Annotated in this window: 18 protein-coding genes and 1 pseudogene; 10 read left to right on the plus strand and 9 right to left on the minus strand. The window is 53.5% G+C overall.

Translation table 11 applies throughout. The features are described from left to right. Window positions 1-68 precede the first annotated feature (68 nt). A pseudogene (locus tag EPA93_RS51125) lies at window positions 69-164 on the minus strand (short-chain dehydrogenase); the annotation flags it as partial. 237 nt (window positions 165-401) lie between these two features. Here EPA93_RS51125 and EPA93_RS34780 point away from each other — a divergent pair. Further along, window positions 402-1301, plus strand: a complete 900-nt coding sequence (locus tag EPA93_RS34780; protein WP_129891920.1) for a hypothetical protein — start codon at window positions 402-404, stop codon at window positions 1299-1301. Window positions 1302-1348: 47 nt separating this feature from the next. Here the strand turns inward: EPA93_RS34780 and EPA93_RS34785 are convergent, their stop codons facing one another. Further along, window positions 1349-2263 carry an SDR family oxidoreductase gene (locus EPA93_RS34785; RefSeq protein WP_129891921.1) on the minus strand — a complete coding sequence of 305 codons (915 nt, stop codon included), beginning with the start codon at window positions 2261-2263 and terminating at the stop codon, window positions 1349-1351. A 201-nt stretch (window positions 2264-2464) separates the two neighbouring features. Between EPA93_RS34785 and EPA93_RS34790 the strand changes: the two genes are divergently transcribed. Together EPA93_RS34790 and EPA93_RS34795 are read left to right on the plus strand one after the other, a co-directional pair. Then, a complete protein-coding gene (locus tag EPA93_RS34790) occupies window positions 2465-3139 on the plus strand; it encodes a TetR/AcrR family transcriptional regulator (RefSeq protein ID WP_129891922.1) in 675 nt (224 codons plus the stop codon). 49 nt (window positions 3140-3188) lie between these two features. Continuing rightward, window positions 3189-4532, plus strand: a complete 1344-nt coding sequence (locus EPA93_RS34795) for a phenylacetate--CoA ligase family protein (RefSeq protein ID WP_129891923.1) — start codon at window positions 3189-3191, stop codon at window positions 4530-4532. Between the two features lie 245 nt (window positions 4533-4777). Here EPA93_RS34795 and EPA93_RS34800 read toward each other — a convergent pair whose 3' ends face one another. Continuing rightward, window positions 4778-5236, minus strand: coding sequence for a carboxymuconolactone decarboxylase family protein (locus tag EPA93_RS34800; RefSeq protein ID WP_129891924.1), 459 nt, complete (start codon window positions 5234-5236; stop codon window positions 4778-4780). Between the two features lie 503 nt (window positions 5237-5739). Further along, window positions 5740-6294, minus strand: a complete 555-nt coding sequence (locus tag EPA93_RS34805; RefSeq protein ID WP_129891925.1) for a helix-turn-helix domain-containing protein — start codon at window positions 6292-6294, stop codon at window positions 5740-5742. 178 nt (window positions 6295-6472) lie between these two features. Here EPA93_RS34805 and EPA93_RS34810 point away from each other — a divergent pair, with 178 nt between their 5' ends. Next, the gene (locus EPA93_RS34810) at window positions 6473-6811 is read left to right on the plus strand and encodes a hypothetical protein (RefSeq protein ID WP_129891926.1); all 339 of its coding nucleotides are present in this window, start codon (window positions 6473-6475) and stop codon (window positions 6809-6811) included. Between the two features lie 153 nt (window positions 6812-6964). On the opposite strand, the gene EPA93_RS34815 is transcribed toward EPA93_RS34810, so the two are convergent. After that, window positions 6965-7522, minus strand: a complete 558-nt coding sequence (locus EPA93_RS34815) for a PH domain-containing protein (RefSeq protein WP_129891927.1) — start codon at window positions 7520-7522, stop codon at window positions 6965-6967. Between the two features lie 411 nt (window positions 7523-7933). On the opposite strand from EPA93_RS34815, the gene EPA93_RS34820 reads away from it, so the two are divergent. Next, complete coding sequence (locus EPA93_RS34820) at window positions 7934-8839, plus strand: DMT family transporter (RefSeq protein WP_129891928.1); 906 nt, start codon at window positions 7934-7936, stop codon at window positions 8837-8839. 67 nt (window positions 8840-8906) lie between these two features. Here the strand turns inward: EPA93_RS34820 and EPA93_RS34825 are convergent, their stop codons facing one another. The 3 genes from EPA93_RS34825 to EPA93_RS34835 all read right to left on the minus strand — a co-directional run bounded on the left by EPA93_RS34825 (window position 8907) and on the right by EPA93_RS34835 (window position 13743). Then, window positions 8907-10388, minus strand: a complete 1482-nt coding sequence (locus tag EPA93_RS34825) for a bifunctional nuclease family protein (protein WP_129891929.1) — start codon at window positions 10386-10388, stop codon at window positions 8907-8909. Between the two features lie 39 nt (window positions 10389-10427). Beyond that, complete coding sequence (locus EPA93_RS34830; protein ID WP_129891930.1) at window positions 10428-12497, minus strand: bifunctional nuclease domain-containing protein; 2070 nt, start codon at window positions 12495-12497, stop codon at window positions 10428-10430. 349 nt (window positions 12498-12846) lie between these two features. Then, complete coding sequence (locus tag EPA93_RS34835) at window positions 12847-13743, minus strand: SDR family oxidoreductase (RefSeq protein ID WP_129891931.1); 897 nt, start codon at window positions 13741-13743, stop codon at window positions 12847-12849. 289 nt (window positions 13744-14032) lie between these two features. On the opposite strand from EPA93_RS34835, the gene EPA93_RS34840 reads away from it, so the two are divergent. Together EPA93_RS34840 and merB are read left to right on the plus strand one after the other, a co-directional pair. After that, the gene (locus tag EPA93_RS34840) at window positions 14033-14878 is read left to right on the plus strand and encodes a helix-turn-helix transcriptional regulator (protein ID WP_129891932.1); all 846 of its coding nucleotides are present in this window, start codon (window positions 14033-14035) and stop codon (window positions 14876-14878) included. A gap of 71 nt (window positions 14879-14949) precedes the next feature. After that, entirely contained in the window at window positions 14950-15594 is a 645-nt protein-coding gene (gene merB, locus EPA93_RS34845; protein ID WP_129891933.1) for an organomercurial lyase MerB, read from the plus strand. Here the strand turns inward: merB and EPA93_RS34850 are convergent. Then, a complete protein-coding gene (locus EPA93_RS34850) occupies window positions 15591-16412 on the minus strand; it encodes an aldose epimerase family protein (RefSeq protein WP_129891934.1) in 822 nt (273 codons plus the stop codon). The genes merB and EPA93_RS34850 overlap by 4 nt on opposite strands. Before the next feature lie 421 nt (window positions 16413-16833). On the opposite strand from EPA93_RS34850, the gene minC reads away from it, so the two are divergent. The 3 genes from minC (at window position 16834) to minE (ending at window position 18951) form a co-directional block, all read left to right on the plus strand. Then, a complete protein-coding gene (minC, locus tag EPA93_RS34855) occupies window positions 16834-17532 on the plus strand; it encodes a septum site-determining protein MinC (RefSeq protein WP_165423600.1) in 699 nt (232 codons plus the stop codon). A gap of 220 nt (window positions 17533-17752) precedes the next feature. Continuing rightward, window positions 17753-18589 carry a septum site-determining protein MinD gene (minD, locus tag EPA93_RS34860; protein WP_129891936.1) on the plus strand — a complete coding sequence of 279 codons (837 nt, stop codon included), beginning with the start codon at window positions 17753-17755 and terminating at the stop codon, window positions 18587-18589. Window positions 18590-18606: 17 nt separating this feature from the next. Further along, a complete protein-coding gene (gene minE, locus EPA93_RS34865) occupies window positions 18607-18951 on the plus strand; it encodes a cell division topological specificity factor MinE (protein ID WP_129891937.1) in 345 nt (114 codons plus the stop codon). Window positions 18952-19388: the final 437 nt, after the last annotated feature.

Here is a 19388-nt window from a genome sequence, read left to right on the forward strand (position 1 = left end):
ATTATAACGTATTAGCTCAGTATTAGTTCTATGCTTCACTGCTGGGATGAACGCGGGAACTATGACTAATGATCTGTGGGAACGGCACTCCCCTGGCCTCCCGCTTTGGTGACCGGTTCGGTGGCCTCTTCAATTGTTTCTCTCCGGTTGTATTCCGAACAGCGCGTTATTTAATTTGAGGCAATGTTGTAAAATAGGTTAAAATCTATTTATTATGTTTTAGCTTCCTTTAGCATTGCACAGGATCATTAAACAAAAGGGGCAGGATCGGTAAAATGCCTGACAGGCCTGTGTGCTCTAGCTATTACCTGTAGCGTACAGCTAGCACTCGACCGAAAAAATTCTGTAAGCGATGCTGGCTGAAGGCCTCTATGGAGGCAAGAAAGGTTAGCCGATCGGCTATGAAGATATGTACAATGGGCCTGCTTTTTCTGTATGCGCTGGCTCTGGCTCTGATCTGCATGCATTCCTGGGATACTATGCTTACGGTTAGCGTGCTGCGCCCGGCCCTTCCTGCTGGCTTCCACCAGTTACCGGCGCGTGGCATGAGCGAGACGCTAGCCTTGAATAGCTCGCTTATTATCTACCTTTTGCTTGTGCTCAGCAATGCTCTGCTTGCTATTGCCCTCATCATGCCTCGCTTGCAAGAGCAGGGCCGTCGTATCCTCCTTGCTATTGTCGCCGGCCTTGCCTTGCTTTACTGTACAGTAAAAATTCTCCCGCTATTTATTCAAGGTCTCTCCCATCCGTTCATCCAGGTACAAATCATGCTGTTCCAGCTTATCGATCTGGCCATCGTGCTCGGCAATGTGGCGCTGCTGGTACTGACCCTCAAAACAGCTTTCACGCAGGAACGGCGCGGCCTTGCCTGGCTCGTGCTCGCCACAGAGCTCTTTTTCTTTCTGCTGCCAACTGTGGCTGCGGGCTATCTCTTCGCGCTCTATATGCCTGAGCAACAAGCGTTCTCTCTATTACGCTGGGATGTCTATGTGCCGTTTGCGGCGCTGGCAAATGTAGTAATCTTTGTGGCAAGTAGGCCGCTAGATCCGGCTAGAACGCGCATCTTCCTTCTGCTGGCCGTTCTGATTGCTGGCACCCTGGTCCTGTTTGTGGGCAGCTCGCTTTTCTGGGACGTGCAGCAGCTAGGGCAAGGCTTGCTTAAAGATCGCTGGATCACTCTTGTTGTGCTCGATGCCTTGCTATCGCTCGTGGCATTGGTGATTGCCCTGCTAGCTCTGTGGTACACCTGGAGAACGCGTCTCCAGGGCCAGCTTGCTCAAGCTGCTGCCGCTTCGGCATAATGCTCTTAGCAGGCCAGCAGGGCGCCGTTTAAAATCCTTCCAGGTGTCTACCGGTAGCCGGTGGCATTGGCCGGCTTGCCGGCATCCTGCACTTCGACGATATATCTCCAGGCATCGGGCTGTGAGCCATCTAGATCGCGGAAATTGTAGATCTTTGCCAATTGCCCGCTCGATAATGACTGACCATTCCAGCGCGCCACATCGGGATCTTGTGCCAGAGCCGCGACGGCGCGACCGACATAACGAGGAGATTCCGAAATGATGAAGTGTGGCTCCTGCTTTGTTGCCTCACGCCAGTTGGCCTCAGTGACCTTGAAATGCTCTAGCATGATTTCCGAACGCATCCAGCCGGGAGTGAGGGCGACGGCTGTACAGGAATAAGGCTCAAGCTCTTTGGCAAGAGACCAGGCGATGCGGATCACTGAGCTCTTAACCAGGTCATAGAATAAGGACACGCGATAATTGGTGCGATTATACTCGGCTGTGCCGTCTGTCATTTCAACAACTAAGCCATGCTTGCTTTTGATGAGAAGCGGTAGAGCGAAGTGACTGGTGATGAGATGGGTGTCTATGGCCAGCCTGAGCATGCGTAGGCCCTTCTCCAATGAATGTTCCCAGATTGGCTTATTCCATTCAAAAAAAGATTCGGCTCCCCATATATCGTTCACGAGGATGTCAAGGCGGCCCTGTTCCTCTGCAATCCGCGCAATCAGGGCCTTCACCGCTTCTGGCTCTAAGTGATCTGTTGGAACGGCAATTCCCTGGCCTCCAGCTTTGGTGACCAGTTCGGCGGTCTCTTCAATTGTTTCTGCTCGGTTGTATTCCGAACGCTGAGTTCTTGTACTGCGACCTGTTACATACACCGTGGCTCCTAGCGCCCCTAACTCTATAGCTATTCCGCGCCCGGCACCCCGCGTGGCGCCTGCTACCAGGGCTACTTTTCGTATATTCTCATGATTCATGAAGTGCTCCACTATCCTTTCTCTACAAGTACCAGCTGCTTGAACCTCTCTCTACACGCGCCTGCTCCGCTGAGCCGAAATGCGCCGGAGATTTCTATCAGTATAATGCTCAGTAGTGACATCCTCTGTCATATTGACAATTTCCTCTTTTTTTAAGTATAATGTCACCAAATAGTGACAATATCTAAGGAAGACATAAATATGACCAGATCTGAAGGGAGACGAGGCGAGAGCAGTCGCGAGGCGATTTTGGAGGCAGCAGAAAGCGCCTTTGCGGAGAACGGCTTTGATGGAGCGCGGGTTGATATGATCGCGCAGATCTCCGGCTACGACAAAAAACTGCTCTTTCGCTACTTCGGTGATAAACTTGGCCTCTATACAGAAGTGCTCAAACGAGCGGACCGGGAAGCAAATGCCCTTCTGGCACGAGTATTTGCTCCCATGCTTGCGGACGGAACTGCTATCTCTCACGCGCAGCAGTGGAGGCACTTTCTCGAAACTATGGTACAGACGCTCTTCGATTACTTACTCGATCATCCACGTCTGGTACGCATCTTGACCTGGGAGATGGCCGAGGGCGGACAAACACTCACTCGGATTGCCTCAGAATTTCCGACTGAAAATACTGGCCTGTTCGAGAGACTTTTTCCTCACGCCTATCAGGCTGGACTGCTGAGGTCTGACTTTGCACCAGTGATTCAACTTACGATGCTCTTACAAATCTGCCAGATCTATCTCGTCTCTCTTCCCCTGTACCAGCGCTTGCTTCCAGGTGAGGATCTTTCCTCAGCGAGCGCGTTGACGCGGGCGCGAGAGCATCTGGTAACTTTTCTCGTAGGTGGGATGATGGCCGATCAAGAAACTGCAAAGCCGTAGAAGGGACATCTCCCTTCTCTTGAAGAGATACGTCAGGAGGACGCTTCGTATGGACATTAAGATGACGATAGATATGTTAGCAAAACGTCGGCAAATACGAGCGCGCGAGCACTGGACGCGAGAGCGCCTTGAAACCTATCAGGCCCGGTCCTTGCGTCAGCTGCGTGACTATGCCTATGCTCATTCACCTTTCTATCAACAGTTCCATAAAGGACTCTACGAAGCTCCCTTAGAGGATCTGCCAGCCTTGAGCAAGGCCATGCTAATGGAGCATTTCGACGATCTGGTGACAGACCGGGCCATTCATCTGCCGGACGCTCAAAAATTTATGACAAAACAGCAAGCAAATGAGCTCTACCTTGGTCGCTACGTAGTAAGTGGTACCTCGGGCAGTAGCGGTCATCCAGGAGTGTTTCTGGCCGATCGTGGCGAGTGGCTCACGCTGCTGGCCGGAGCCTTGCGCGCCTTTGAAGCTGCTGGTATCAAGTTCCGGCTCACTCATCGCCTCAAGCTGGCAATGATGACCTCAACTACAGCTTTTCATGCCTCAACACAGGGCGGAGCGAGCCTGGGAAGCTGGTGGATGCCTGTGCTAAATCTGGCGGCGAGTGAGCCGGTGCCTGTGATGGTCGAGCGTCTCAATGCCTGGCAGCCAGAGGCGCTGCTTGGCTATGCCTCACTGCTGCGCATTCTAGCTGACGAGCAGTTAGCCGGACGGCTGCACATCAAGCCTCATTCAATGCTCAGTAGCTCTGAGGTGCTCACCCCGGAAACGCGCCGGCTCGTCGAACAGGCCTGGGGCAAGGTCCTTTTTAACATGTACTCCTCGACCGAGTGCGGTCTGGCCGCAGAGTGCAATCAGCATCGAGGGCTGCATCTGCAGGAAGATTTGGTGATCGTGGAGGTTGTGGATCAAAATAACCGTCCCGTGCCGCCAGGTGTTTATGGAGACAAGCTGCTCCTCACAGTGCTTTTCAAGTATACACAGCCGCTTATTCGCTACGAGATGAGCGATAGTGTGCGCCTCTCGGCTGAGCGCTGCCCATGTGGACGCCCTTTCCGCTTAATTGATGCCATTGCCGGGCGGTCCGAGGAAGAGCTATCCTTTGCCGGGGCGGCTGGTGAACGTGTGAAGATTCAGCCGCTGGTGTTCAATCGCATCATGGATACGTTGCCGGTGAGCGGATGGCAAGTGGTGCAGCAAGCTGATGACAGCCTTCAGCTGCTTTTGCGTGGCGTGCATGGAGAGCTTGACGATGAGGAACTTGCTAACACGGTGCGGCAAGCCCTGGCAGAGCAGGGAGCGCGCATGCCAGCAGTTGCGGTCAAGCGTGTAACCAGCATCCCGCAAAGTGTCGCTGGCAAGACGCCGTTGATCAAGTCGAATCGGTAAAGTAGTTACTCATCTCCGGCTCTGGCGCGGAATGGAGAACGTCAAGGCTTTGCTCCTATCTCAACGCGGCCTTGTGCTTCACAGGTCAGTTCGTCAGTTGCGGATGCATGAATTCTGAGGCGTGAGTGTAGCTGGCAAACCTATCGAAATGCGATCGGCGCGAAAGAGCCCTCCAAACTCCCACCCAATACGTTGGGAGTTTGGAGTAGTTTGAGGCCAGCATTGCTGGCCGGGTTGGCGGTTGTTTAGTCCCAACCTGCGCCTGCTGGCTGTCTGACGGTCGCGTTGATGCGGTTGAACAGATTGGTTATGGCGATCATGAGAATAATGGCTGACAATCCCTTTTCGTCAAAGTGTTTGGCCGCTTCGTTCCAGATTTCGTCAGTGACCGACTCGGGCCGGTCGGCCAGCCGGGTGACGGCTTCGGCAAGTGCCAGGGCTGCGCGCTCGGCATCGGTGAAGTAGGACGATTCGCGCCAGGCTGCTACGGCAAAGAGGCGCTCGTCTGTCTCGCCGGCTTTTTTGGCGCTTTTGCAGCCCGCGTCCACACAGAAGCTACAGCCATTGATCTGGCTTGCCCGCAGATGGACGAGTTCAAGTGTGCTCTGGGGAACGCCGCCCTGTCTGGTAGCTTTGAGGATACCCTGAATGCCTTGTATGGCCTCGGGGAGGAATTTTACCGGATTTTCCATTCGTGCTTGCATGATTGATCTCCTTAGAAAAACATGATAGTAGCATTTCTTCGCTAAGGTTCATTACGTTATCTTGTAGGGTAGGCAGGACTTCCTTTCATATAGATGAAAGAATGCTTTCAGGATTTTTCGTCCTGCGACTACCGCTTCAAGCTGGGATTTGTTCCTTCACAACTCTGACGGAATGCAGTACAAATATGTGACAGGTTTAGCGGCAAACTTCCTAAAACTGATAGATGCTCATCTGCCTCAAGGAAGATCAGGAGACGCGACCAGGGCTGTGAATCTTGCCCAAAGCCCGCTAGCGCGCTGCGCCGGAAAGTGAGGGTGCGTGAGTTTTTGGGAGGAATGTAGGGCTTTTCAGTTCTCCAGAAAAGGGATTGTTAAGGGGGCGCCGCGACCTAGCGGATTGGCCCTTAACCGGGGGAGCGGGGCGTTGCTCCAACGTTTCCCTTCCTGCTAGACAGCAACGAGACGAGGAAAATGAGAACTGGAATGCCCTGAACAGAACGTGGCTAGGCGTGCATAAGGACGGTGCCGCTGCTGTAGCGAGCGTTCTGCCAATCCAGGACGTCGGCCAGCTCTTGCTGAAAGGCCGCAAGCTCCTGTTGGCGCGTGGCCTCGTCGGGCATGACCGAGCTACGCCAGACTAGCAAGATCTGCACCTCTTCTGGCCGTGCATCATCCTCGATAAGGTAGCGGGCGATGGTAGCAGGAAAAAGATGCTGCTTCTTTTGTCGGATCTCTTCCAACCGCTTGTTCAGCTTTGCCTTCTCATTCGCCTTTATATGCACAAAGATCGAGGTTGTGAGCAGGCGATTATTCTCCGGCGAGATCCGCCAGGCCGGAATGTAGGTGCGCGGACGCCCGGAAATGCCCCGCTTGAATTTTTCAAGCTCATCTATTGGAATTAAGATGGTCTTTCCCGCTTGTATGCTTGGGAGCCGTCCATCCGTAACGTAGTCGTAAACAGTTCTAGAAGCGATGCCTAAAGTTTTTGCCGCATCTTTTATTGTGATGTATCCAGGAAGATTGGGACGATTGGCTTGTCTTCTTGCTTTTTCTTCCATTCTTGAAGAATACTGATGATTTACTGTTTTTGACTACTTCACTAAAATTTGGAATTTACAACATCCAAAAACCATGCTATACTGATCACATCGACAGAAGACCTTGAAGTGTTGAGAGCTAAAAAGCTTTTGAACGTCGTTTGTACTGTACCGAGCTAAAAAAGGAGTTTAGAAAGAGATGGGAATGGAAGAACAACGCTTAAGCAGTAATGGAACGTCAAATGGATCTGTTGAGAAGGGAAAGGCTGCAGATTTAGAGGATAACGTCACGCTGGAAGATCTGGAGCCGCCCAACCTGTTTTATAGCCTGAGCTGGGATGATTGGCTGGAGCTGCAGGCAAAAGCTGTGCAGGCTTTTGCCCACTTTCAACAGGCCGCCGAGCATCCCAATCCTCATTCATTGGTCCACGCAGCCGAAGAGCTGATGGTGGTCGCCGTCAAGTTAGTGCAGGAATCGGCACTGTGGGTGCCATTCTTACAGTCTCCTCGGCGGTTTTCAGTCTCCTCTACGGAGTGATGACCTCCACCATCTTAAATAAGTGTTGCAGTCTCCTTACCCTGGGCTATGGACTGCTGCCTTAAATAAGTATACTCGCATCTCCAAATGGTGGATGAGGAGGCTGCACAAGCGAGAAGATTGTGGAATAGATATGGAAAGGGTTGCGTTGCTCTAGCGGCGCAACCCTTCCTGCCGGCGCCTGAGCTGGGCCAGAAACATATCAGGGTCGGAGGGCGAGAGATAGAGCCGATAGCCCCAGCTACTTTGCACATGAAAGATGAGCCCGTTGCGAAAACGGTTGCACAATCCGACATCGGTTGAGCCCCGGCCCAATAGACGGGCGATGAATGGGGTCTTCTGGCCATCGATGATCTGGCTGAGCGGAATAGAGGAAGTGCGCCGCGAGCCCATATACAGGTGCAAAGCTTGTTCGTCCAGGACATATTTAATGCGGTAGCCACTCAGCAGGAGAATACCAAACAGTACGCATATGCCACAGAAAAGCAGCGCGAATGTTATCCCTTCAATCATGAGCGCCAGGGCCGACCCGCTTGCCAGCAAGGTAATTGCCAGACAGAACCCAAATACACAAGCGATACCCAGGGGAATCAGGAGCATAAAGCGGATAAAGCCTGCCGAGGGTCGCGGCCGATCCACAAGCACATCCTGCTCAGAGAGGTTTTGTTGTAGCGCTCCGACGCTCTGCAATTGTCGTTGTCTGGTGTCCATACCCAATCCTTTCCTAAAGCCTGCTCAGGCTAGCGTATCTCATTTGCCCAACGTTTCCCTTCTCGCCTCGCCGCCATCAGGCCGGGAAAAACGAGAATGAGAAAGACCTGGAAAACGGCTTCGTTGCCCTCTGGCAAGTTGGGGCAAATACTGTTACAATAGCAAAAATAGTAAGTTTAGCTCTCTCTATAGAGAGAAGAAAGCAGCGCCTGTGGACTATCTCTTGTTCTACTCTTCTCATTCTATATTGCCCCCGCCAGTTCCCTGCCACTAGGGCAGGAGGAACGGCTTCTTACTTCTCTTATAACACAAGTTTGTTAAGGTTTGTGTCTGTTTAATGCGCCTTTATCCTGCCCTCTCTGCAACTTCTTTACGACATTTTTTCATTTGCAACAGAGGAAAGGATACCTCATGTCTGCGCGGAATACGTCCCGTCGTGACTTCTGGCTGATTGTCTGTGCCGCGATATCCTGGGGCACAACCGGTATAGCCAACCAGGCGATCTATGCTCACACGGCCACCAATGCAAGCTCGCTGGCCTTCTGGCGCCTGGCCATCGCCGTACCACTTTTTCTTGGCGCCTGCGGGCTTTTGCTCGGGTGGCGTCGCTTCTTGCAGGTTAAGCCGCGCGATGCCGGCATAATGGTTCTCATGGGAGGGATGCAAGGGTTATCACAGTTTGGCTATAGTGCCGCCATTCCCTACGCCGGCGTCACCGTCTCAACGCTGATCGCCATCTCTGTAGCGCCAGTTCTTGTGGCCGTCTTCTCAACCTTGATTGCCCGCGAGCGCCCGCGGTTCTATACAGTGATAGCGCTTGTGACCGCGCTCTGCGGCCTTTTCCTGCTGGTCGAAGCGCGCTCGCAGCCCGGCACAGGAAATGTTTCCTTGCCCGGCATCGCTCTGTCTTTTCTCTCGGCCTGTGGCTATGCAGGCTTTCTGCTCAGCGGGCACATCGTCAGCAGCCGTTATCACCCTTTGCATGTCAGCACCATAGCTTTTAGCGTGGGAGCCTTATTCCTGCTCTTGCTCTCGCTGCCAGGCGGATTGGTGGTCTCTTATGGCTGGCGCGACTGGCTCATTTTGCTGTATCTGGGCTGCGTGCCTACGGCCCTGGCATATGGGCTCTTCCAATTCGGTATGCGCTCGCTCTCGGCCACCGTGGTAAGCATTGTTACCCTGTGCGAGCCTTTGACCGCAGCTCTGCTGGCCTGGCTCCTCTTTCACGAAGAGCTTGGCCTACTCGGTTTGCTGGGCGCTGTCCTTATGCTCGGCGCTATGCTTCTGATCCTGCTCACCTCGACAAGCAGCAAATAACAAAGCGGGCCTCCTACTCGCGGTAGGAGGCTCACATCTCTTGATCCCTTACTTTTCGGTTTGCTGACTAATCTTCCAGCACATCCAGGCTCAAGCCCTCTAGCCAGACCTGGCCCCTGCCATGTAAAGCGAGGCCAATGCTCATCAAGCCCCAGATTTCCTTTGGGACGCGCCAGATCAGGGTATAGGAGGTCCAGGCAGTTGTGCCTTTGATCACCTCTTCAAGCCTCTCACCCAGGCCTGTATGCGGACTCCCGATGAAAAGCTTAGCTTGTTGTGCGACATCCTGCGTCTTGATATCGGCGCAGAGACGCACCCTTTTCCCTATATTGCTCTTGCCGCTGAGCAATTGCTGCAAGACGCAGGAAGCCTCAGCAGCGTCTGTACTGGCTTTGAGATAGGCGCGAGCTGGCGAGCCCGGCCTAGTTTCCACGCCATATTCATAGCTCCAGGGCGCGCTTTCCTCCACTGACCAGAATTCCAGGCCTTCGGCGAAGTCAAGATTGACGGGGTGCTGTGGAGGGGGACCAAGAATGGTTCCGGTAAGCGGGACATCTGGCTCGACGATCTCGATGTTCAGGCCATTGAGCCAGATTTTGCCCTGGCCAGCTGCCCTAAGCTGAAAACGGATATCCTGTGCATCGGCTGGGACGTCAATAACGAGCTCGTGGCGCACCCAGCCCTTTGCGTCAGGTCGTAGCAAGCGGGAACGCGTTCGGCGCACGGATAAGATGGGCCGGCCTGTCATTGGGATGATTTCCTCTATAAGAGGAGGGCCATGCACAGTTAATTCGAAGGTAGGTTGCTGAATGTCTTCGGTCTTGATATAGGCCAACAGGCGCAGACGCTGACCGCGATAGTGCTCGGCTGAAAAGCCATGATAGCTTAAGATGCCGTCGCTGCCGTGCAAATAAGGTTTGTGCAGGGTGATTGCCAGGCTAGCTTTGTCATCGTACGTGACCTGGGGATCGAGGGCCAGGCTGCCATATTCGGAGGTTCTGTTGAAGGTCCAATAACGTAAGCCCTGTGCGAAATCGAGATTGTTCGGCTCTTTGAGTGCGGGACGTAATGCCGCTGGACTTTCTTCGGCGAGGTGCTTGACTCTGGCAAGCTGCTCCTCAGGCGTTGCGCCATAATCGGCCAGGCTAACCGCGCGCCGAGCCAGAATTTCTTCGGGAACAAAGATCTTACACTGTTCGCGCTCGGCCAGAAGAAGCGCATCATTCAGACTGGCGCGCACGACGTGTTCGCCATCCTGCTCCTGGAGATGCACCTGAGCGTAAAGCTTTCCTCCGGCTAGCTCTGCAAGCTCAATCTCGCTGAGTGTGCCGCCCAGAGCGTGCAATGTGTTGCTCAGGAAATCGATGGTGAGCGGCTGGCTCAGCGTGGGATCTTTCTGTGAAGAGCTGCGTATAGGACTACGCTCTATGGTTTCCTGTAATTCTAGAACTAAAACATGTTGCTGCGGCTCGTCCAGCAAGAGGAACGTTGTGCTATGCGTAAAATGCTCAGTTTTACGCGCTATTTTTAGAATCTGCATCTGTGACATGCGGCTTTATTCCTTCCTGGTTGATAGATTCAAGCGTGGCTACTGTTGGCTTGTCTCAAGCAGCTGGAGCTGCACATCTTTCAGCCAGATTTGCCCCTGACCATGCAGGGTAATACCAAAGCTCAGGCCAGATGCATTAGCCGGGATCGTTAGAACCAGCTCGTAGCGCGTCCAATCGTTTGTACCCTTGAGCACCTCTTTGGCATCACTGTTTCCGAAGCGCGCAGCCAGAAACAGGCTCGCTTGTTGGGCAACGCTGCTAGTTTTGACGCTGGCCGAGAGCCGGACAGCGTGCCCGCCATAGCGTTGCGCGCTAACCGTCTGCTGCAGCGTATAGGGAGCATCTGGGGCAGCAACGCTGGCCTTCAGGTAAGCAGCGGGAGACGCTGAGCTATGATCGACGCCGCGCTCGTATTGCCAGGGCGTCTTGCCCCGGGTTTTCCAGAAAAGCAGATCTTGCGCGAAATCAAGATTGACGGCCTTCAGTGGCGGTGGATCAATAGATAATTCACTGAGAGCTACCTGCTTATCAACTGTCTCAAGCTGAACGCCATCTACCCAGAAAGTTCCTTTAGACCGTTCGCGCGCCACAAAATTGAGCGTAATGCTTTCGGCCTGCTCTGGAATATCCATAACCAGGTCGTGGGCTGTCCAGCGCCCGCTATCAGCAATATAGAGCGTATCGTTATCTACGTTGTAACTTGTAATCACTCTATCCTCCTCATCCGTGGCAATGTGCCTGAATTGGCCTGACAGGCGCATATGGAAAAGGGGTTGCGGCATGCCCTCGGCTTTCATATAAGCCCGCACGCGCAAACGCTTGCCGCGATACTGACGGGCCGAAAAGCTTTTATAGGACAGAAGAACGATATGCGGGCCATCTTCTTGCTGCAATGTGAACCTTAAGCTTACTTTATTTTGATATCTCTGCTGCTGATCAAGCTGATAGCTGGCTGCCTGGATTGGAGTAAAGATCTGCCAGCCATGCAGCCCGGCGCTAAAATCAAGATTGCTGGCCTCTTCGCGGCGAGCCAGTGCGCTGTACGATCTCTGTTCGATCAACTGCTCTATGCTGGCTAGCTGCTCCGGCTGCGTCTCCCCATAGTCGCTAAGCGCGATAGCCTGCCGCTCAAGCACCTCCTCAGCGACTGCGATAGGACTTTGCTCGCGTATGGCCAGCTGCAAAGCATCCTCGAAACGTGCTTTCAGCGTCTTCGCTCCGCGCGCTCCCTGCAGGCGCACACGAGCATAGAGCAGATCCTCATAGAGCACTTCAACAGCCACTTCTTCGACCCGCCCTTTGAGCGCATGGAGCATATCTACCAGAAAGTCGGTGGTATCCGGCTCGGGCTCGTCCTGCTCAAGAGCCAGGTTCTTCTGTGTATGCATGTAGGTGTATGCAGAGAGACGAGGTATCCAGGCGCGTTGCCCTGCTTCGTCAAGCAGAATGGGCAGCGTTAGTTTCGAGAACATGTGCGATTCCTGCACAGCTTTGACAAGTTTGAGATAGTGCATGATAGACCTCTTTCTGCTAGCGCTAGCCGTGTGCTTACCAATTTCGGGATAGTGGATTTGCAACTGAGCCGAGAGCTGCTGGCGCCCTTTGTGCAGGCGATTCTTCACAGCCGAGGGCGCGATATTCAGGCGGCTGGCTATCTCTTGAATGCTCAAATCCTCGTAGTAGAAGAGGTAAGCAACGGCCTGATTCTTAGGGGTAAGCGTTTGAAGAGCAGCGCGCACCATCTGGCGCAATTCGTGCTCCTCGACCAGCTCTTGTGGATCGCTGACAAAGGAGCGCTCAAACAATGGCGCTTGCGTATCGAGCGAGACCGCCAGCTCCGGGTGCATACGCCGCCAGCTGCGACATATATTCAGGACAATGCCGTAAAACCAGCTTTTAAAGCTGGCAGCCTCGCGTAGATGTTCAAGCGAGAGATAGGCTTGTAAAAATGCTTCTTGCACCAGCTCGCGGGCCGTTTCATCCTCGCCGATAGAGCGCCGGGCAAGATAGAAAGCCATGGCTTGATAGCGCTCAATAAGCAAGGGGAAGGCCTGCGCGTCGTCTGCCAGCGCCCGTGCTACCAGGTGAGCATCGCTGTTCTCCTGCATAGACAATCTTTTGTTACCTTTCTGTATGGACTCTCATATACGTAGTGGTAAGAATGCGCCAAAAGGTCTGTTTTGCCGGCCATAGAGAAAAGATTTGTCTTTTTTCGCCTTGCGAAGTTGTATCTTGCTTATGATACAGCCGTAATCAAGCAAAGAGGAAGATCGGGAAGATGCGGCAATATAGTTACGTGGAGATCGTTCAAAGCCGAGTTCTATGCTTTTGCGAAGCGCTGGGCGCAACATGAGCATGTATCAGAAAAGCCTCTCGGCCGTGGAACAATGCCACAGCAAGAGGTCTTTACTCTGAGCGCGTCGTGGCGGGTTTGCGCAACCTGCCTGAACATTACCTCTAGGGCTTAAAGTAATGATCCTGGGCGAGATCCGCCAGGAGAGAGGGTTGCACGGGATGCCAGCCCAACCATTCTTGGGTCAGCGCGCTTGTGGCTGGGATGTCAGCTGAGAAGATATGCCCAAGCCAGCCGAAGTGTGCGCCGACTTCCTCTACAGGCAGCGAGACGACCGAAACGCCCAGGCGGCGGCCAATGACCTCGGCGATCTCGCGCACCGGTATCCCTTCTTCGGCGACTGCGTGCAGGCGGGTGCCGGCTTTGGCGTTTTCCAGGGCCAGACGAAAAAGATGGGCCGCGTCAAGGCGATGCACGGCGGGCCAGCGATTTGTGCCGTCGCCAGGATAGGCCGAGACGCCTTTAGCGCGTGCGATGTTGATGAGGGCTGGAACAAAACCGTGGTCGCCCTCGCCATGGACCGAGGGTGGAAGGCGCACAACCAAGGCGCGCACGCCGCGCGCAACCAGCGAGAGCGCCGCTTCTTCCGAGCGTAGGCGAGCCCCCGCCGCCGAAGCAGGATCGCCAGTATCCTCCTCAGTCCCGAGGCGACCCGGTATCAGCGTGCCAGTTCCAGACGTCACGACAAACGGGCGACCGGACCCAACAAGCGTTGCACCGATTGTCTCGATGGCGTGCCTATCGGTCTGGGCTGCTGCTGCGAAGTCGGAAAAGTCGTGAATAAAGGCTGTATGAATCACGCCGTCCGCTATAGCTGCTCCGCTTCTCAAGCTGTCGAGATCATCAAGCGTACCGTGATGTACCTCTGCGCCGGCTGCGGAGAGAGCTGCCGCAGCTGTATCTGAGCGAGCAAGGCCAAGGACCTGGTGCCCGTTAGCTAAAAGCTCGCGCACGACAGCCGAGCCAACAAAGCCTGTTGCGCCGGTTACGAAAACTTTCATCTAGAAATTCCTCCATTAAACTTATAGTTGGATTCTGATAGGGTGGCCATACGATAGGAGCGCCAATTCACAAAGCGCCGAGCGGAGCCGACAGCGAGCCCCTTTCCTCGCGGATAGGGCCCGGGCCTCCCTTGCTAGTTCTGGTTGGCACCCTCCGCCGGGTCCACTCACCTCATTCATCAGTCACTAGTGTATAATGAGGAACATGTTTTAATAAGATAAGCATTTATCCAGGAACTAACACTTCTAGTTTAAGCTCATAGCAAAGAGTAGAGAAGGTCACTGCTTTATGAAGCAATTAGCGTTGGAACATCATTACGAATTAAGCGCGTTCTTGCGCAGCCGCCGCGCCCGTATCTCGCCAGAGCAGGTCGGCTTACCGAGAGGCATGCGCAGGCGGACACCCGGCTTACGGCGGGCAGAAGTCGCTCTGCTCGCCGGAGTAACTCCTGAATGGTATACCTGGCTTGAGCAGGGGCGGGATATTCACGTCTCCGTGCAGTTATTAGAAAACCTGGCAAGAATATTGCAGCTTGACGCCAACGAACGTGCGCATTTATTCTTACTCGCGCTAAGACAGCCACCTCCAGTAGAGGCGCCTTCAGCGACGATAAGCCCAACCTTACAGCATTTTCTCGACCAGCTGGGAACAAGCCCCTCGTGCATCGTTGATGCTCGCCTGAATATTGTGGCGCGGAACCCCGCCTTCCTCGCCGTCTTTGGCGATGCCGGGAGGTCTGTGCGTGAGCAAAACTTGATCTGGAATATATTTACTTCTCCAGCGCGGCAAAGAATCGAGGACTGGGAGGAAGTCGCGCGGGTGTGCCTGGCGCAATTTCGCGCTGAATATGCGCGTTTCATCCATGATCCCTGGTGGGCCAGGCAGATCGCCGATTTGAGCCGGAACAGTGCTGAGTTTCGGGAATTGTGGGCTCTACATGACGTACGCAATATCTCGGAAGGGCACAAAGCGATGCATCATCCGCTGGCCGGCAAACTGAGCTTTGATTTTCTCTTTTTTCAGACTGCCGATTCTCGCGATCTGTGCGTGCTAATTCACTCGCCACAGCCCGGCTCTGGAACCGCCGCAAAAATCGAGCAGCTTCTAAGCTCCCAGCTAGCCGTGAACGCCTGATGCACCTGCAGGAATAGACGCACATTGCCTATGCAATACCCGTATAATCAGCCGAAGAGGAGATCTAGAGGATGCTTCAATACAGCCACGAAGAGATTGCCCACAGCCTGATCCAGAATATCAAAGAGAGCTGTCAGGGCTATGCTGCGCTCTGCCGCCAGCTTATGCTTCTACTAGCCGATGGCCAACCAGTGAGTCGGGCACAACTGGCCAGGGCCATGCGCTGGTCGCTCGCTGAGGTAGAAAGCGCGCTCAAAGCCATTGCCAAAATCGAATATAACGCTAAGGGAGATATCATAGGCGCCGTTTTGTCGCTGGAGCCCACGCCGCACCATATTAGCATACGCGGCCACGCGCTCTACACCTGGTGCGCGCTTGACACGCTCTTCTATCCTGTCGTCCTGCAGGAGCGCGCCTACGTAGAATCAGCCTGCCCCGTTACCCATGAGCTCGTCAGGCTCAGCGTAACGCCCGAAAAGCTAGAGCAGTTGGAGCCAGCCGGAGCCTATATCTCCCTCGTCCTACCCGAGGCCGCCGCTGTACGCTGCGACATACGCGGCAACCTGTGCAATCATATCTATTTCTTCAGCTCAAAGCAGGCAGCAAGCACCTGGCAAGTTGCCCATCCCGACATAGTAATCTTACCCATCGAGGAAGCCTATGCCATTGGACAGCGCGTGGCCAGAGAAGTCTATGCCCTGCCAGATCAGGCCTAGCGCGGTCTGGCCGTAAGTTGCAAGATCAGCGTATGCGCGCTATGTGGCGCGATATTGAGCCTATCGGCGGGACGGTTGAGCCCATCGGCCGGCGTCACAATCGGCTCAAAGCAGACAAAGGCATGGTCGGGAGCCGTCACCGGTTCTGACCAGACCTGCATCATGTGCAAAGAGTACTGTCCACTGTGCGGCACCTCAGCGATCGTCAGCGTTCCTTTGTTGGGAAACTGCAGCGCGACCTGGCGAGGAAAAGGATAGGGATTGTCGGGCGGATTGGTATCCCACTGAAAAGCATCAACTGAGAAGCCGGTAGGGCCGTCAGCCTTGAGACGCTTTTTATCCTCCTGCTTAATCGCAAAGTAGGGATGAAAGCCTGGCGCAATCGGCATTACCTCATCGTTGCGGTTCTCCATCGTCAACGTATAGGTAAGCGTCGCCTCACTCACTGCCACGGTAGACGTAAAAGTAAATTCGTAGGGATATTGCGGGCGCGTCACATCGCTGCTCTCAAGCTGTAAGCTGAGCGAAGTCTCGCTCTCCTCTGTCACCGTCCAGGGCAGATTGCGGCCAAAGCCGTGGATAGGCAAGGACGTCCCCTTCTCCTTAAAGATCCCATCCTTGAGGCGTGCAAAGTTAGGGATCATCAAAGGCAGCCCCCAGCGCGTCACATTGCCCGTCTCCTGAGGCCGATAGAGCACCTGCCAGGGTCCCACCTGAAAATGCGAGACCAGGCAGATCTCAGGGATCACCCCTATCGTCGTATCGCCAGCACGCAGCACATGCTCGCGCGGCGTAGGAAACTGCATAGAATCAACCATAGACAAATCCTCCTTGTATAACTATCTCCAGGCTGTCAAGAGGCTGCATCGTCAAGCCCCCTTGAGAGCGGATAAATATTCCATTAATATTATGCCGCAAAAACCAATAGAGCCCGAATCGACTCGTGTTTTACCAGCGTGATGTGATAAACTAGACATACCACAGCCGTTGGTTTATCCCAATGCGGCTACGAAAGCTCATTCCTATTGCGTTTTCATGGAGGCGTGCTTATACTATATGATGACCAGATGTATATGTATCTAAGCACATATACCGCAAGGCATAAAGCAGACAACTTGTTCTGCACATCCTGCTTCCAATAGCAAGTGGGGACCAATGGTTATGGAGGACATTTCAGGTAAAGAGGCGTCGGAGGCACGAAAGCAACGAAGCAGACTGGAAAAGGAGGATAAACAGTCTGTGCAAGGATATATTGCCATAAAAGGAACACGTAGTGGCTTGCTTTTGACGCTGGAGCCAGAGACTCCTTTTGGCGAACTGCTAGATGCGCTCGCCGAGCGACTGTCGGAGGCCCCGACCTTTTTCCGGGGAGCCTCGCTAACGCTGGATACCAGTCGTCGAAGCCTTCGTGTAAGTGAGCAAATCCAATTGGAAAATTTGCTAGCACATTATCAAATGTCAGTGCAACCTCTAGAGAAAGTGACAGAGGCACGCAGGGACGCAAAGAAAACGATAACATTACCGCTGGAGTCGTCCCCGCTTACCAATCCAGCGCGGGAGATAGTGCGTATGCAGCGCGATCCTCGTGAGTCGGATGACACACTCTTCTTAAGGCGCACAGTCCGCTCAGGACAGGCAATTCATCATCATAGTAATGTAGTTGTTCTTGGAGATGTCAATCCAGGAGCCGAAATAGTGGCGGGTGGAGATATCGTGGTCTGGGGAGTTTTGCGCGGCATGGTCCACGCAGGCTATCCCGATCATGAAGATGCCGTGGTCTGTTCACTCTTATTATCCCCCGTACAGCTACGCATTGCCCATTTATTATCGCGGCCACCCGAAGGCTTTGAGGCGCAGCCCCGGCCCGAAGTAGCCACCATCAGACATGGGCAAATTGTTGTTGAGACGTGGATAAGCGGTCGTCCACCCCGAAAGTAAGGTAGCAAAAATAAAGTAAAAATACCCAACAAGCAGGTGTTTAGGGGCCTGCCAAGTGTTGCCCCTAAAGCTCCCCGTGACATTCACGAAAGCTCCGTATCCCGAATGTGTACCTTTTTGATGCACAGCGGTTCGTGGTATACTAAATCACTGTAAAGAACAGAACGCACATTGTTCTGCGAACCTAAGTCTGAACAGAGTATTTCAATAGGGAGAGAGCATGGACAGCAGGGTAATTACAATTACATCAGGTAAGGGTGGTGTTGGTAAGACCACGACAACTGCCAATCTAGGCACTGCCCTTGCCATGCAGGGAAAGAAAGTCGCAGTTGTAGACTCAGATATCGGCTTGCGCAATCTTGATGCCGTGCTGGGCCTGGAGAATCGTATTGTCTACGACCTGGTTGATGTAGTTGAGGGCCAGTGCCGCTTACGGCAAGCCTTGATCAAGGATAAACGTCTTCCCGAGCTCTACTTGTTACCTGCCGCCCAGACTCGCGATAAGAACGCTGTAAATAGTGTTCAGATGGAACAGCTATGCCAGCAGCTCCGCCAGGAGTTCGACTTCGTGGTAATTGACTCTCCCGCTGGCATCGAGCAGGGATTTCGTAATGCGATAATTGGAGCAGACGAGATTGTGATTGTGGCCAATCCCGAAATGGCCTCGGTACGCGATGCCGACCGCATTATCGGCCTCGTTGAGGCGGCAGGTAAGCCCGAGCCACGCCTGATTCTCAATCGCTTGCGTCCAGAAATGGTCAAACGGGGCGATATGATGGATGTCGCGGATGTTCTTGAAGTGTTGGGTATCGATCTATTAGGTATCGTCCCCGAGGATGAAGCGATAATTATTGCCACTAATAAAGGCGAACCCGCCGTCTATGAGAAGCGTTCGCGTGCCGGACGCGCTTTTTATCATGCCGCCCAGCGTATTCTCGGCGAGGAGATTCCCCTCGATGAGGTGGAAGATTCGCCAACGCTGCTCGAAAGGTTACGCCGTTTGGTCGGGTTTGGTCCAGCAGTGACCGGGAAGCAGGCGCGCTCCCAGTCATCCTAAAAAGGGGGCAAGAAGAGATGGGTGTTTTTGAGTTTATGGTCGGTCGAAAAAAGCCCACGCCGGGCGAGGTGGCCAAAGAACGCCTTAAGGTGGTTCTGGTCCACGATCGCCTGAAACTAAATCCTGAACTGCTCGAACTTATTAAGTCCGAACTTGTAGGCGTGCTCTCACGCCGCCTGGAGGTCGATGAGCAACAAATGCAGCTCTCTTTAACCCGCGAGGGAGGTTGGGATAAACTTCTGGCTGATGTTCCGGTCAAGCGCCAGAAGGTCTCATTTGAATGGGACCCTCCTTCCTATACACCTTCATCCGATGTGCTCCGCGGCAAGCTGCACGTCGAGGAGAGCGAAGTTCAGGACTGAGCCGGGTCTTGCGAGTGCGGATCTTTCTCTTTGCTCGCAAGGTTGACCCCGACTCTATATCTTATACATTGACAATTACATCATTTCGATATGGCAATAAATAGATTACTCGATAAATTCGTTAAGAACTCGATAAGCAAAAACGGCGCATCTTAACTAAATCTCCATCTCTTCATAACCATTTGCGGACCCACGCGCATTACAATATCCACATGACCACTATCTGGTCACAAATTACGAAATGTGGTGGTAGTGTTTCCCCAGGAGGTACTGTATTTATTGTTTCTTCTAAAACTCGTCTCGCGCCCTTACGTCTGTCTGGCTGCATGCTGTGATAGTGGAGCGCGCGGATGAAAAACGTATCTACGAGCATGACTTTCCCGTCGCGATAGTGAAGTGCCGATGTGTGAACACAAGGTGTTATGCATGAAGTAGAC

The sequence above is a fragment of the Ktedonosporobacter rubrisoli genome (assembly GCF_004208415.1).
GTDB classification, from domain to species: Bacteria; Chloroflexota; Ktedonobacteria; order Ktedonobacterales; family Ktedonobacteraceae; genus Ktedonosporobacter; species Ktedonosporobacter rubrisoli.

What these genes read in the sequence shown, in the direction of transcription:
- merB (WP_129891933.1), top strand. Translation starts at nt 14,950, where the DNA reads ATGCTTCAATACAGCCACGAAGAGATTGCCCACAGCCTGATCCAGAAT.
- EPA93_RS34810 (WP_129891926.1), top strand. Translation starts at nt 6,473, where the DNA reads ATGGGAATGGAAGAACAACGCTTAAGCAGTAATGGAACGTCAAATGGA.
- EPA93_RS34825 (WP_129891929.1), bottom strand. Translation starts at nt 10,388, where the DNA reads ATGTCACAGATGCAGATTCTAAAAATAGCGCGTAAAACTGAGCATTTT.
- EPA93_RS34840 (WP_129891932.1), top strand. Translation starts at nt 14,033, where the DNA reads ATGAAGCAATTAGCGTTGGAACATCATTACGAATTAAGCGCGTTCTTG.
- EPA93_RS34785 (WP_129891921.1), bottom strand. Translation starts at nt 2,263, where the DNA reads ATGAATCATGAGAATATACGAAAAGTAGCCCTGGTAGCAGGCGCCACG.
- EPA93_RS34780 (WP_129891920.1), top strand. Translation starts at nt 402, where the DNA reads ATGAAGATATGTACAATGGGCCTGCTTTTTCTGTATGCGCTGGCTCTG.
- EPA93_RS34800 (WP_129891924.1), bottom strand. Translation starts at nt 5,236, where the DNA reads ATGCAAGCACGAATGGAAAATCCGGTAAAATTCCTCCCCGAGGCCATA.
- minD (WP_129891936.1), top strand. Translation starts at nt 17,753, where the DNA reads ATGGACAGCAGGGTAATTACAATTACATCAGGTAAGGGTGGTGTTGGT.
- EPA93_RS34830 (WP_129891930.1), bottom strand. Translation starts at nt 12,497, where the DNA reads ATGCAGGAGAACAGCGATGCTCACCTGGTAGCACGGGCGCTGGCAGAC.
- EPA93_RS34795 (WP_129891923.1), top strand. Translation starts at nt 3,189, where the DNA reads ATGGACATTAAGATGACGATAGATATGTTAGCAAAACGTCGGCAAATA.
- EPA93_RS34835 (WP_129891931.1), bottom strand. Translation starts at nt 13,743, where the DNA reads ATGAAAGTTTTCGTAACCGGCGCAACAGGCTTTGTTGGCTCGGCTGTC.
- minE (WP_129891937.1), top strand. Translation starts at nt 18,607, where the DNA reads ATGGGTGTTTTTGAGTTTATGGTCGGTCGAAAAAAGCCCACGCCGGGC.
- EPA93_RS34850 (WP_129891934.1), bottom strand. Translation starts at nt 16,412, where the DNA reads ATGGTTGATTCTATGCAGTTTCCTACGCCGCGCGAGCATGTGCTGCGT.
- EPA93_RS34790 (WP_129891922.1), top strand. Translation starts at nt 2,465, where the DNA reads ATGACCAGATCTGAAGGGAGACGAGGCGAGAGCAGTCGCGAGGCGATT.
- EPA93_RS34815 (WP_129891927.1), bottom strand. Translation starts at nt 7,522, where the DNA reads ATGGACACCAGACAACGACAATTGCAGAGCGTCGGAGCGCTACAACAA.
- EPA93_RS34805 (WP_129891925.1), bottom strand. Translation starts at nt 6,294, where the DNA reads ATGGAAGAAAAAGCAAGAAGACAAGCCAATCGTCCCAATCTTCCTGGA.
- EPA93_RS34820 (WP_129891928.1), top strand. Translation starts at nt 7,934, where the DNA reads ATGTCTGCGCGGAATACGTCCCGTCGTGACTTCTGGCTGATTGTCTGT.